The sequence below is a fragment of the Traorella massiliensis genome (assembly GCF_900104665.1).
Lineage (GTDB): Bacteria > Bacillota_I > Bacilli_A > Erysipelotrichales > Erysipelotrichaceae > Traorella > Traorella massiliensis.
Genome location: NZ_LT629969.1, coordinates 515,241 through 527,661, shown reverse-complemented (window position 1 = coordinate 527,661; position 12,421 = coordinate 515,241). Strand labels below are relative to the sequence as shown.

Here is a 12,421-nt window from a genome sequence, read left to right as displayed (position 1 = left end):
AATCATCCTTTCTATAGATGTATATTTATACATCTATTATATCATACTCTTTCCGAACAGAAAAGCTCAAATACGCTTATTTTATCACCTATTTGAGCTATTNTATCGTCAACTTCTCAAAAAATTATACATCTATATAAAATGGATATGTTAATTATTAACTAACATATCCATTTGTTCATTTACAAACTTCCTGTATTCTTCTTCTGTTGCTCCCAGTGCCTTTAATATCTTCTTTTGCTTATTTGTCAGTCGATATCTTATATGATATTTCTCATCCGCTAATTTAGTTACTCCCAGCCGTTCATAATCTTTCAATACTTTCGGTACTGTGTACTCTTTTCTATTCGTTTTATACAATTCCTTTAATGACTGATAAATCTCATTCCTGATAATCAATGCTATGAATGATACGAACACTTTGCTTTCAAGTTTCTCTTCCGAATGTACTCTGAATACATCATTCCCTAAATATGTCTTTTCCATCCTGAATATCTTTTCCACCGCATCCCTATCCCGATATGTTTCCAGCGCTTCTTCTGCACTCATCTTTTTTGACGTCACTATCGCAAAATATCCCGCTTTATTTATCAGCTTCATGATTTCGTTATCTTTTCTTTGATAATTCATGAAGTATCCATTCTCATCAAATCCCAATCGATAATATTTCTCATAGCTTTTCACATCTTCTGTTTTCTTTATCTTTTTCTCTTTCTTCTTCTCTAACTCCTCATCCATCTTATTGAATCTGTTATTGATCGTAATCTTTTCTTTCTCCGCTTCTATTCCATTATAATATACATGCACATATTCTTTTTTTCCTGTATTGAATAAATCCTTCTCTACTGTCATCCCGTACAGTTCGTATCCCTGCATATAATTTGAATATCCGTTCTTTAATACTGCTCCTGCTTCTTCTGCCGCTTCCTGTATGAACTTTGCATTCCCCTTCGTCATCAGTATATAGTCATAATTATGCTTTTCGAAATACCTTATATTCCGTAATGAAAAATATCCCCTGTCCAGTATGAATCCTATTTCCCTGCATCCGTACTGCCGGGCTCTCTCCACCATCTTTTCACATTCCGTATTGTCGATGATGCTTCCCGGAAACAATTCATAGAATAAAGGCACCTGATCCGTCTGATTATATCCTATTGATAAATTCACTTGCGGTAATTCATCACGATCCTTCGCATGTCCGTATTCTGCCAATTCAAGATTTCCTGCAGCACTGTTCATATTCGTCGAATCATAAGCTATATAGATTTGCTTCTCAACATGCATATGTACCCACGATCTGATGAACAAATCGATATCCTTTACTTTTATTTTTTTAAACAGTCTTCCTATCGCATTATCATCGAAGTTCTCTGCACTGAACAATGTGTGATTATATCCATAGTCTTCAAAATACTGCATTACGTTATTTTCGCTCATCATCATATATGTCGCTATATCCAGGATCTTGTCCGAATCATCTTTGAAAATCGTCTCCAGCAGTTCTTTTAATCCATTCCCAGCACTTATCTTGTCCGCCACAAAATGAGGTCCCGCAATAACGAAGTCTGCTTTATCTCCGGGTTCATTCTGTTCATATGGAAATATTTCAAAATAGTTCCTGTTTGGAATCAGCTTTCCTTCTTCGTTAAGTTTTCCAATAGCTACTCTTACTGGTCTGGTTTGTTTTAATTCTGGCGAATATTTAACCCTTTGTGTCAAGTACACATAACTGCCACTTCTGCCTTTTATGATGACTGTTCTTTCAGGTAAATCCACAGGATTTTGATGCATAAAATCATCCTTTCTATAGATGTATATTTATACATCTATTATATCATACTCTTTCCGAACAGAAAAGCTCAAATACGCTTATTTTATCACCTATTTGAGCTATTTATATTTTTTCTTTTTTATAGATGTATAAAACTAAATTAAGTTAACGTTATTTTACAGTTGATCATAAAAACTGTCTGAATCGTTAATTATAAAAAAACAGCAATTGCTATCTTTATTTTATTCTTTAATTTGTTTCCACTTTTCAATCAGCTTATCTAATGAGTAAGCCGCATTCGCCGGACTTGTAGAAGGAAGAGGAATACATGAAATCTTTGTTTTATCTAAAACATATTTATTATAGTATTCCTGTGCTTTTTTCCCATTTACGTATATTTTTTCAACAGCAGATTCATCAATGATCTTTTTTATATCATTAAGTTTGATATTTCTAATTGATGCGTCACTAGATCCTTCAATTTCACAGCTTTCAATCACATCCCACAAAGCAATATGATTTTTATGAAGAAACTGTTTTTTAGATTCGATATCCGTAAAATGAATATCATAAAGTTTTTCTAATACTTTCCAAAAACGATTTTGCGGATGTCCATAATAAAAATGATTTTCTCTTGACTTAACAGAGGGAAAAGAACCTAATATAAGAATTTTAGAGCTATGGTCATAAACAGGCTCTATTTCATGATAGACTCTATCCATAAGTAAAAAGTGACTTATTTCGTCACTTCTTTAGCACTGGCTAAAAGACCTGCCAGATTTTGAATTTCACTTGGAATGATCAATTTCGTAGCCTGTCCGTCAGCTACCTTCTGTAAAGCCTCTAAAGTTTTAAGTTTCAATACTTCATCCGAGATATTTGCCTGACTTAAAACAGTTAATGAATCTGCATAAGCTTTCTGCACCAGTGCAATTGCTTCTGCTTCACCTTGTGCTTCACGAATTTTCTGTTCTTTTACTGCGTCTGCACGTAAAATTGCTGATTCCTTTTCACCTTCCGCAATTAAGATTTCACTACGTTTACGTCCCTCTGCCTGTAAGATAGCTTCACGTCTTTCACGTTCTGCCTTCATTTGTTTTTCCATAGCATCTTGAATTTCACGTGGCGGCAGGATATTCTTCAATTCAACACGATTGACCTTAATTCCCCATTTATCTGTAGCTTCATCAAGAATCGCTCTCATCTGTGTATTGATCAAATCACGTGACGTCAATGTACCATCAAGATCTAAGTCACCAATAATATTACGCAGTGTCGTTGCAGTCAAATTTTCAACAGCCATCATCGGATTTGTGACACCATATGTATAAAGCTTAGAATCTGTTACCTGAAAATAAACTACCGTATCGATCTGCATCGTAACATTATCTTTCGTAATTACAGCTTGCGGATCAAAATCAACTACATGCTCCTTTAAAGATATATTCATAGCAACACGGTCAATAAATGGCACCAAAAAATGGACCCCTGTTCCCCATGTCTTATAGTAAGCTCCCAATCTTTCAATCACAACGCTCTTGCTCTGATTAACGATTCTTACATGACACGCTACAAATATGATCGCAAAAACTAAAATCGCAATAATAAATACCCATGTTCCAATTCTCATATTACTTATCTCCTACGCCTTTCTAACTAGACATTTTACTCCTTCAATTCTTTCTACGATGACTTTTTCACCTTTGTGATAACATCCTCCATCCAGACTTTTAGCCGCCCAATCCATATCATTGACTAATACTCGTCCTTCGAGTGAGTTTTCATCAAAATCTTTCGTTACAAGAGCAAGCTGTCCAACATTTGAATCAGCATTAGTTGGTATCGCTTCTCCTTTAACCAGTCGTTTGACCATTGGGCGAAAAGCAATAAGTGTCAATAATGAAAGAATCACAAATACGATTCCCTGAGCCTCTTCATTAGCACCAAAAAGTGAACAAATCAAAGCTCCGATGCTTCCAATTAAAAACCATATAGAAACGAATTGCTGAGTAAAGGCTTCAAGTAGTGTGAACAACACACATGCCACTATCCAAAACAACAATGCCTGATTCATCTACCTCGCCTCCTGAAATAATTATAACTAAATAAATCAAGATTAAAACACTTATGACAAATTTGTAACTGAACTCTTCCTTCCTAACACTATTTCAGTTATACTATTGCTGTGAGGTATATTTATGCAACATATATTTATTATCAATCCAAAAGCAGGAAAAAGCGATGCGACAAAGTTGATTTCTAAAATTGTCCATCAATTATTTATGGACAAGGAAATTGAGGGTACTTATCGTATCGAAAGAACGCTTTCTCCAAAAGATACACGAAAGATAGCACAAAAATATGCTCAAAGTGCTGAAAAAGTGATTCTTTATGCTTGTGGTGGGGATGGTACTCTTAATGATGTTCTTAACGGCTGTATGGGCTATGAAAATGTTGTTTTAGCACATCTGCCTATCGGTACCGGCAATGACTTCATCAAATTTTTTGGTTCAAATGCAAAAAAAGATTTTATGAATCTTAAAGAATTGATGAATGGTCAAATATGTGAAGTTGATGTATTGAAAGTCAATGATTATTACTCAATTAATATTGCCAATATTGGTCTTGACGCCATGATTGCCTTTAATGCCAATAAATTTAAACGTATTCCTTTTGTTAAAGGAAAAGGAGCTTACCAGATATCCCTTGCCTATTCTTTTTTCACATCTCTTCGTCATCATATGCGAATCATCGTTGATGGCAAGGAAGAAAAAGAAAGCTGTTTTTCTTTTGTCGTATGTGCCAATGCTTCTTATTATGGGGGAAGCTATTGTGCCGCTCCATATGCAAATATCCAGGATGGTTACATGGAAGTCGTTTTAATTCCTAAAATATCACGTCTAAAGATTCTACAATTAATGAAAATATATGAACAGGGACAACATTTAGATGGAACTCATGATGATATCGTTCATTATTATAAAGCAAAAAAAATAGAAATTTATGCAGAAAGTCCGCTAGCTGTCTGCCTTGAGGGTGAAGAAGCAATTATGCATAACCCTATTATTGAAATTGCAGACCAAAAAATAAAACTGCTGGTTCCAAAAAAATATGCTATTCACGGACAGATTCTTCAAAACAATTAAAAAGATGAAAAGCATTTACATTTACACTTTTCATCTTTTTTTATCATACACTTCATTCAGCCATTGAATGATTTCTTGACTAACTATTTTAAAATAATCATATCCATGAGTCAAAACATTAAAAACATGATCACATTCATCCATATAAATGACCCTGGAATTAGGATGAGCACTCGCATCAACGCTCATTCTTGAATAATTAGGATCTACGATTGTATCATGAAGCCCATGTATAGCAAGCGTTGGCAGATTTTTTTTTGAATAAATATCCAATACATCTGTATTCAACACATCCTCAAACCATTCCAAAGAAAGTCGAACAGAAGCCTTAAACCCTGGATCATACCATACATAACCATTTTCTTTCGCATATTCATAGTCTTCTTTATGAATCATTATCCGCATATTAGCGGCAGGTGCAAGTGCGATCACAGAACTGACATCCTCATTAGCACTTAAAAAAGCAATCGCTGCTCCCTGACTCCATCCTAATAGACAGATTTCATCATAACCCAGCTTTTTCGCATATTCAATGATTTCATTTGTGTCACTAATGGCACTTTTATATGTATAGTGAATATAATCCACATCACTGCTGCCACAGCCAACAAAATCAAAACGAATGGATGCATATCCATGGTCTGCAAGCTGGCGGCTTAAATATACATAAGCATTACCTGCCTCATTCATATCTGAACAGGTACCATGCAATAAAATAATACACACCTTCTTTTGCTTTTGAAAAGGTTTCGTTACGATCATATGTATATCATAGCCATTATGACTGTGTAAACTTTCTTTAAAACAGACAACGCTCATGAAATCGCCTCTTCTAATACCGCTTGAATGCTTTCTTTTGATGGAACGCCTTCATGAATTTTCTGGTTATTGACAAAAAAGGCTGGCACATACCAGTAATCGTAACCCCGTGTCTTTGCTTCGTCTTTAACTTCATCAATGACTTCGATCTCAACATTTCGATAAAGCATGTTTTCTTGTTTGAGCTCGTCAATATATTCAAATGCCTTTCGGCAGTGTGGACAGTGTTCCAGTACCATCATCTTCACATGTTTCATGATCATCACCCAGCTATAGTATATCTCAAATAATCTATTAAATAAAATAAAATGCAAAAAGATTAAATCTACTGAAAAAAGCATTTTATGATTCTCTTTTTTTATCTATTCATACCATCTTTATACAATCTTAATACGAAGAACAATCTGTTTACACTTTCTTAAAATCAGGGGCAATATAATAAGGGTGTGCAAAGGAGTGACACTATGACAGAACTAGCACATAAAAAAAGATGTCTGACTTCATTTCAGATTATTATTTTGGGATTTGCGGCAGTCGTTTTGCTGGGAGCACTGCTACTCATGTTACCAGTTTCCTCTAAAGATGGTGTAGTAACCCCCTTTAACGAAGCGTTGTTTACTTCCACCTCTGCTGTCTGTGTAACAGGACTTGTCGTGCAGGATACAGGAAGCTATTGGTCTTCATTTGGTCAAAGCATCATTATTACGCTGATCCAGATAGGAGGATTAGGTGTTGTAACGATTGCTATAGCCTTTACATTGCTTTCTGGAAAGAAAATATCGTTAAAACAGCGCAGCACGATGCAGGAAGCAATTTCAGCACCTAAGGTCGGTGGCATTGTCCGGCTTACCGGTTTTATCTTGAAAGCCACTTTTATGATTGAACTGATAGGAGCTCTTATCATGATGCCTGCCTTTTGCAGGGACTATGGGATAAAAGGTATCTGGATGGCAGTCTTTCACTCTATCTCTGCTTTCTGTAATGCAGGCTTTGATATTTTAGGCCGTGCCGATTCATTATACCCTTCACTGACAGCCTATGTGGGAAGTCCTTCAATCAATATTGCAATCATGCTTTTGATTGTAATAGGTGGTATTGGTTTTCTTACATGGGAAGATATAACAAAAAATAAATTTCATTTCAAGCGCTATCGCATGCAAAGCAAAGTAATTCTTATTACTACTGCTTTATTGATTTTTATTCCGGCTATATTCTTTTATTTTAATGAATTTATGGATATGCCTGCCGGTGAACGTATCTTAAGCTCTTTCTTTCAATCGATTACCCCACGTACTGCTGGATTCAATACGGTCAATCTTTCAGCCATGAGTGGAGCTGCCCAGGCAATCATGATCATTCTTATGCTGATTGGAGGTTCACCTGGATCAACTGCTGGTGGTATGAAGACGACTACTTTTGCAGTCATGATGTCGAATGCCATTGCCATTTTTAGACGTAAAGAAGATGCACAGTTTTTTGGCCGTCGTATTGAAGGAGGCGTCATTAAAAATGCCGCTACTATTTTCATGATGTATCTTACTCTTTTCTTTGTAGGCGGATTAATCATCAGCGTAGTTGAAGATTTACCATTAAGCGCTTGTCTTTATGAAACAGCCTCAGCTATCGGAACAGTAGGTCTTACTTTGGGTATTACCCCTGAATTAGGTATCTTATCTCAATGTATCCTGATCTCTCTTATGTTTATTGGCAGAGTAGGCGGTCTTACATTAATTTATGCGGCACTTTCAAACACAAACAAACACCTTTCCAAGCTGCCGCAGGAAAGGATCACTGTAGGTTAATTAGGAGGAAAATATTATGACAAAATCAATTTTACTTATCGGACTTGGAAGATTTGGAAGACATATCGCAACAACACTTAATGAATTAGGGCATGAAGTTATGGCCATTGATCATAATGAGGAAAGAATCAATGATATCTTGCCTTATGTTACAAGTGCTCAGATTGGTGACAGTACAAATGAAGAATTTCTTGAATCTTTAGGAATCAGTAATTATGATGTGTGTATTGTTGCTATTGCCAATGATTTTCAAAGTTCATTAGAAACTACATCGCTATTAAAAGAAATGGGGGCTAAACTGGTCGTATCCCGTGCAGAACGTGATGTTCAGGCAAAATTTTTATTACGCAATGGTGCTGATGAAGTTGTTTATCCGGAAAAACAGGTGGCAAAGTGGGCGGCTATCCGCTACAGTGCCGATCATCTTCTTAACTACATTGAGCTTGATGACACACATTCAATCTTTGAAGTGTCACCGCCAGCTTCATGGATCGGTAAAAGTATCGGACAGATCGATATTCGTAAAAGATATAATATCAACATCATGGCAGTAAAGGAAAATGGCAAAATGAATATGTCAATTACTCCTGAAACGATTCTGACTAAAGATGTTACGATGCTTGTACTTGGTGAATATAAAGCATTACAAAAATGTTTCCATATATAATTTTTTAAATTTTTAGGTGGTGAGCAACATGAAAGAAGCCATATTGATTTTGGCATTGTTAATGGTATTTATCTTCGTTTATTTTCTTATGAGAAAGCTTGACGTTTTTTTAAATGAAAACCGAACTTCTATTGAAAATGAATCTGAAAAGAAAGAGCCCTCTTTTGTAATGCTTACAGATGAGCTTTCAGACGAAGAAATCACCTCAGAGGTTCGTCGTTTTCGCTCTAAGCACCGAAAAACAAAAATTTTTCTTTATGAAAGTACCGATACAGAGCATGATGAATTATAAATTTACAGAATCTTTAGAATAAGTAGATTATTTTATAAATCTGTGGTATATAATTAGCTTGTGATCGTGAGGTGTGATTGTGTGATAAACCCGTTTGATGAAAAAATTCATGAACATATTCTTGTATGTCTTTCTTCTTCACCCTCAAACGCTAAAATCGTACGTACCGCAGCAAAAATGGCGGATGCTTTCGGTGCCTCTTTTACAGCACTCTATGTACAGACACCTTATGCTGATAAGATGTCGGATGTTGATAAAAAAAGATTACAAAGCAATATACGCCTTGCAGAACAGCAAAATGCTCATATCGTTACAGTATATGGTGAAGATATTTCCTATCAGATTGGTGAATTTGCAAGAATTTCAAGGGTAACGAAAATCGTACTTGGCCGTAGCAGTGTTACCCGCCGACATTTTTGGAGCAAGCCATCTCTTAGTGAAAGACTGACAGAAATCCTTCCGAATCTTGATATTTATATTATTCCTGATTCAACACTTAATACTCGTTATAAAGTCAAAAAAACAATATCGCAATCAATTATTCCCACTAAACAGGATTTGCTTATCACAACAATCATTTTAGGAATTGTTACTTTAATAGGATTTTTGTTTTTACGTTTTGGCTTCACTGAATCAAATACGATACCTGTATATATCTTAGGAGTTCTATTGGTTTCATTATTTACAAAAGGATATATTTGTAGTTTTGTAAGTTCTGTATTAAGTGTCATGCTGTTTAATTTTTTTCTCATAGAACCTAAGATGACCTTTCATGCTTATGATTCCGGCTATCCTGTTACTTTTATGATCATGCTTGCCACTTCGATCATAACGGGCACATTGGCTTCAAAGCTTAAAGATCATGCAAAGCTGTCTGCTCAGACAGCATTCAGAACAAAAGTTTTATTTGATACAAGTCAGCTGCTTCAAAAAGCTCAGGATGATCATGATATTATCAATATCACCGCCAGTCAGCTCATGAAGCTTCTTGACCGGGATATCGTTGCTTATCCAGAAATCAATGGAAAGCTTTCAAAAGGCTATTTCTTTTGTGTTTTGCCTGATACCTCTGCCGACTCTTTCTTTTCTGAAAAAGAAAAAAATGTTGCGGAATGGGTATTTGCGAATAAAAAAAGAGCCGGAGCTACGACAGCAGTATATAATGATGCGAAATGCCTTTATTTAGCTATCCGCATTAGTGATAAAGTATATGGAGTCATTGGCATTCGTATCACTGATGAACCGCTTGACTCTTTTGAAAATAATATTTTGCTCTCGATTCTTGATGAATGTGCATTAGCCATTGATAACAGTCATAATGCGAAAGAAAAAGAAAGAACAGCTGTACTCGCTAAAAATGAACAGCTTCGTGCAAATCTTCTGCGAGCTATCTCTCATGATCTTCGTACGCCGCTAACTTCAATTTCCGGTAATGCAAGTAATCTTTTATCAAATTATGATAAATTGGATGATGAAACAAGGCTTCAGATTTTTAATGATATTTATGATGATTCTCAATGGCTTATCAGCCTTGTGGAAAATTTACTATCTGTTACTCGTATTGAAGAAGGAAGGATGAACTTTAATATGTCTCCACAGCTCATGGATGAGATCATTGATGAAGCAATGAAACATCTCAACCGTAAAAGCTGTGAACATGACATCTCTGTTGAATATCAGGATGAGTTGATGTTAGCTAAAATAGATGCTAAACTTATTATGCAAGTGATTATCAACCTTGTAGACAATGCGATCAAATATACACCAGCAGGATCGAAAATCAAGGTTACAGCTGAAAAGAAAAGCGATTGGATTTATATCAGTATTGCCGATAATGGGACAGGTATTCCCGACAACATAAAAGAGCGTGTATTTGAAATGTTCTTTACCGGTAATAATAAGATTGCTGACAGCCTTCGAAGTCTTGGTCTTGGCCTGCCACTTTGCAAATCAATTATCAATGCTCATGGTGGTGAGATCACACTGACAGATAATGAGCCACATGGTTGTATTTTCACATTTACATTACCATCATGCGAGGTGAATTTCAATGAATAAAACACTGATCTTAGTCGTAGAAGATGATGCTCCTATACGTAATCTTATCACGACAACATTAAAGACTCATGACTATAAATATATTGTAGCTGCGAATGGAGAAAATGCCATCATGGAAGCATCTTCTTATAATCCTGATATCGTATTGCTGGATTTAGGTCTTCCAGATATTGATGGTGTTGAAGTGATCAGACGTATCCGTAGCTGGTCAAATATGCCAATCATCGTCATTAGCGCCCGAAGTGAAGATAGCGATAAGATTGAAGCATTAGATGAAGGAGCTGATGATTATCTGACAAAACCTTTTTCTGTTGAAGAACTGCTTGCAAGATTACGTGTTACTCAGCGACGTCTGGCTATCATGGATGCTTCCTCAACATCTAATGAAGCTATTTTTACCAATGGTCATCTTAAAATTGATTTTGCAGCAGGATGTGCCTATCTTGATAATGAAGAACTACATCTTACACCGATTGAATATAAGCTTCTCTGTCTCATGGCTAAAAATATCGGTAAAGTGCTGACACATACATATATTACCCAGAAAATATGGGGCAGCAGCTGGGAAAATGATGTCACTTCTCTACGAGTATTTATGGCAACATTAAGAAAAAAAATAGAATCAAAACCAAATTCTCCACAATATATACAGACACATATTGGTGTCGGATATCGAATGATGAAAGTCGAATAACACCATATAAAGCATTAGCAATACAGCTGATGCTTTTTTATTATAAAAGAACCCTCTCGGGTTCTATTTGCTAGGAGCTGGGGCTGGCTGATTTCTTTCATTCACAATATCATCCCAAGTTGCTTTTCCAATAGCACCATCAATAGGTAATCCCTTAAGATATTGATATTGTTGAACTGCCATACGTGTTGCATTACCATATTCACCATCTACTTTTACGCTTTTTAAACATGGATTCTTAGCTGCAAATTCATTCAAATATTCCTGCATTTTAAATACAGCTATACCATAATCACCTAAATATAAATAATATGAAACACTGGCAACAGGAATATTGGTTACTACATTGAGTCTTTTCAGCAATTCAAAGATTCCATCCCATGTAGCATTTCCAATGACACCATCTGGATTCATTCTCATATATGACTGAATTTCTCTAACAGCAGTCTGAGTTCTTGGACCATAAATGCCATCTGGCGTAAGCCTTGTTGTAATATAACCTGCATCTACAAACATATTTAAATAAGCCTGAATCTTATTCACTGCTATTCCTTTATCTCCGAGTCTTAAAACATATCTTGTGTACATTTTCTTGTCCTTTCAAACTAAAGTATGTGGAAATGAAAAAAGCGAATAGGCTAATGCCCATCCGCAAATACTTTATCATCTTCATCTAGAAATTCATATACTGCAGCATATTGCTTTTTCTTAAAAGAAGCTAATGTTTTCTTTGAACCATATGTCTGAAAGAATATCGATATAAGATTCATCAAAATAAATCCTACAATAAAAGCATCAAAATTACCATTTCCTATGATCAGCCAGAATAATACAAGTACCAGCACGCCAAATAAAAGAGATAATGGCAAAAGCCGAATACGTGTCTTTTCAATGGCTTCTTCCATGAAACTGCTTCTAGCATCCATAAAATCTTTAACTTTAAAAGGAAGATCAAAATGATTTTTTTCATTCAGCTCATAGCATTTTAAAACACAATAAGTCATCGCATCTTCTTTATTTCTATCTAAATAGTAGCGAGACATGATCCAGTAAACATAAAACAAATCTTCTTCACTTTCTATAGAATTCTGACATGAAAGCACTTCTTCTTTTGTAATACCTTTCCCTTGAAGAATTTTTTCTTGAATATTCGCTATATTCTGATTCAT

14 protein-coding genes are annotated in these 12,421 nt (G+C 35.5%); 6 read left to right on the top strand and 8 right to left on the bottom strand.

Annotated elements, in window-relative coordinates; translation table 11 throughout:
• Window positions 1–150: 150 nt before the first annotated feature.
• The 4 genes from BQ5367_RS09810 to BQ5367_RS09795 form a co-directional block, all read right to left on the bottom strand.
• Window positions 151–1,794, bottom strand: a complete 1,644-nt coding sequence (locus BQ5367_RS09810; RefSeq protein ID WP_071442330.1) for an IS1634 family transposase — start codon at window positions 1,792–1,794, stop codon at window positions 151–153.
• A gap of 222 nt (window positions 1,795–2,016) precedes the next feature.
• Window positions 2,017–2,496, bottom strand: coding sequence for a DNA-deoxyinosine glycosylase (locus BQ5367_RS09805; RefSeq protein ID WP_071442329.1), 480 nt, complete (start codon window positions 2,494–2,496; stop codon window positions 2,017–2,019).
• A gap of 14 nt (window positions 2,497–2,510) precedes the next feature.
• Window positions 2,511–3,404, bottom strand: coding sequence for an SPFH domain-containing protein (locus BQ5367_RS09800; protein WP_071442328.1), 894 nt, complete (start codon window positions 3,402–3,404; stop codon window positions 2,511–2,513).
• A 12-nt stretch (window positions 3,405–3,416) separates the two neighbouring features.
• The gene (locus BQ5367_RS09795; RefSeq protein WP_071442327.1) at window positions 3,417–3,848 is read right to left on the bottom strand and encodes an NfeD family protein; all 432 of its coding nucleotides are present in this window, start codon (window positions 3,846–3,848) and stop codon (window positions 3,417–3,419) included.
• A gap of 124 nt (window positions 3,849–3,972) precedes the next feature.
• Here BQ5367_RS09795 and BQ5367_RS09790 point away from each other — a divergent pair, with 124 nt between their 5' ends.
• Window positions 3,973–4,920, top strand: a complete 948-nt coding sequence (locus tag BQ5367_RS09790; RefSeq protein ID WP_071442326.1) for a diacylglycerol/lipid kinase family protein — start codon at window positions 3,973–3,975, stop codon at window positions 4,918–4,920.
• A 30-nt stretch (window positions 4,921–4,950) separates the two neighbouring features.
• Here the strand turns inward: BQ5367_RS09790 and BQ5367_RS09785 are convergent, their stop codons facing one another.
• Window positions 4,951–5,739: an alpha/beta hydrolase gene (locus tag BQ5367_RS09785; RefSeq protein ID WP_071442325.1), complete on the bottom strand. Its 789-nt coding sequence runs from the start codon at window positions 5,737–5,739 to the stop codon at window positions 4,951–4,953.
• Window positions 5,736–5,996: a glutaredoxin family protein gene (locus tag BQ5367_RS09780; RefSeq protein WP_071442881.1), complete on the bottom strand. Its 261-nt coding sequence runs from the start codon at window positions 5,994–5,996 to the stop codon at window positions 5,736–5,738. The genes BQ5367_RS09785 and BQ5367_RS09780 overlap by 4 nt, the downstream gene beginning before the upstream one ends.
• A 207-nt stretch (window positions 5,997–6,203) precedes the next feature.
• Here BQ5367_RS09780 and BQ5367_RS09775 point away from each other — a divergent pair, with 207 nt between their 5' ends.
• From BQ5367_RS09775 to BQ5367_RS09755, 5 genes are all read left to right on the top strand, one after another.
• On the top strand, window positions 6,204–7,541 hold the full coding sequence (locus BQ5367_RS09775; protein WP_071442324.1) for a TrkH family potassium uptake protein: 1,338 nt from the start codon (window positions 6,204–6,206) through the stop codon (window positions 7,539–7,541).
• A 16-nt stretch (window positions 7,542–7,557) separates the two neighbouring features.
• Window positions 7,558–8,208 carry a potassium channel family protein gene (locus BQ5367_RS09770; protein WP_071442323.1) on the top strand — a complete coding sequence of 217 codons (651 nt, stop codon included), beginning with the start codon at window positions 7,558–7,560 and terminating at the stop codon, window positions 8,206–8,208.
• A 28-nt stretch (window positions 8,209–8,236) separates the two neighbouring features.
• Complete coding sequence (locus BQ5367_RS09765; RefSeq protein ID WP_083383232.1) at window positions 8,237–8,500, top strand: hypothetical protein; 264 nt, start codon at window positions 8,237–8,239, stop codon at window positions 8,498–8,500.
• An 81-nt stretch (window positions 8,501–8,581) separates the two neighbouring features.
• Window positions 8,582–10,558: a DUF4118 domain-containing protein gene (locus tag BQ5367_RS09760; RefSeq protein WP_235858762.1), complete on the top strand. Its 1,977-nt coding sequence runs from the start codon at window positions 8,582–8,584 to the stop codon at window positions 10,556–10,558.
• On the top strand, window positions 10,551–11,252 hold the full coding sequence (locus tag BQ5367_RS09755) for a response regulator (RefSeq protein ID WP_071442322.1): 702 nt from the start codon (window positions 10,551–10,553) through the stop codon (window positions 11,250–11,252). The genes BQ5367_RS09760 and BQ5367_RS09755 overlap by 8 nt, the downstream gene beginning before the upstream one ends.
• A 63-nt stretch (window positions 11,253–11,315) precedes the next feature.
• On the opposite strand, the gene BQ5367_RS09750 is transcribed toward BQ5367_RS09755, so the two are convergent.
• Both BQ5367_RS09750 and BQ5367_RS09745 read right to left on the bottom strand, forming a co-directional pair.
• On the bottom strand, window positions 11,316–11,840 hold the full coding sequence (locus BQ5367_RS09750) for a peptidoglycan-binding domain-containing protein (protein ID WP_071442321.1): 525 nt from the start codon (window positions 11,838–11,840) through the stop codon (window positions 11,316–11,318).
• Between the two features lie 50 nt (window positions 11,841–11,890).
• Complete coding sequence (locus BQ5367_RS09745; RefSeq protein WP_071442320.1) at window positions 11,891–12,421, bottom strand: hypothetical protein; 531 nt, start codon at window positions 12,419–12,421, stop codon at window positions 11,891–11,893.

Bases quoted from the DNA above. Each gene is read 5' to 3' on its own strand.
- BQ5367_RS09810 (WP_071442330.1), bottom strand. From the start codon at position 1,794: ATGCATCAAAATCCTGTGGATTTACCTGAAAGAACAGTCATCATAAAA.
- BQ5367_RS09805 (WP_071442329.1), bottom strand. From the start codon at position 2,496: ATGGATAGAGTCTATCATGAAATAGAGCCTGTTTATGACCATAGCTCT.
- BQ5367_RS09800 (WP_071442328.1), bottom strand. From the start codon at position 3,404: ATGAGAATTGGAACATGGGTATTTATTATTGCGATTTTAGTTTTTGCG.
- BQ5367_RS09795 (WP_071442327.1), bottom strand. From the start codon at position 3,848: ATGAATCAGGCATTGTTGTTTTGGATAGTGGCATGTGTGTTGTTCACA.
- BQ5367_RS09790 (WP_071442326.1), top strand. From the start codon at position 3,973: ATGCAACATATATTTATTATCAATCCAAAAGCAGGAAAAAGCGATGCG.
- BQ5367_RS09785 (WP_071442325.1), bottom strand. From the start codon at position 5,739: ATGAGCGTTGTCTGTTTTAAAGAAAGTTTACACAGTCATAATGGCTAT.
- BQ5367_RS09780 (WP_071442881.1), bottom strand. From the start codon at position 5,996: ATGAAACATGTGAAGATGATGGTACTGGAACACTGTCCACACTGCCGA.
- BQ5367_RS09775 (WP_071442324.1), top strand. From the start codon at position 6,204: ATGACAGAACTAGCACATAAAAAAAGATGTCTGACTTCATTTCAGATT.
- BQ5367_RS09770 (WP_071442323.1), top strand. From the start codon at position 7,558: ATGACAAAATCAATTTTACTTATCGGACTTGGAAGATTTGGAAGACAT.
- BQ5367_RS09765 (WP_083383232.1), top strand. From the start codon at position 8,237: ATGAAAGAAGCCATATTGATTTTGGCATTGTTAATGGTATTTATCTTC.
- BQ5367_RS09755 (WP_071442322.1), top strand. From the start codon at position 10,551: ATGAATAAAACACTGATCTTAGTCGTAGAAGATGATGCTCCTATACGT.
- BQ5367_RS09750 (WP_071442321.1), bottom strand. From the start codon at position 11,840: ATGTACACAAGATATGTTTTAAGACTCGGAGATAAAGGAATAGCAGTG.
- BQ5367_RS09745 (WP_071442320.1), bottom strand. From the start codon at position 12,421: ATGAATCAGAATATAGCGAATATTCAAGAAAAAATTCTTCAAGGGAAA.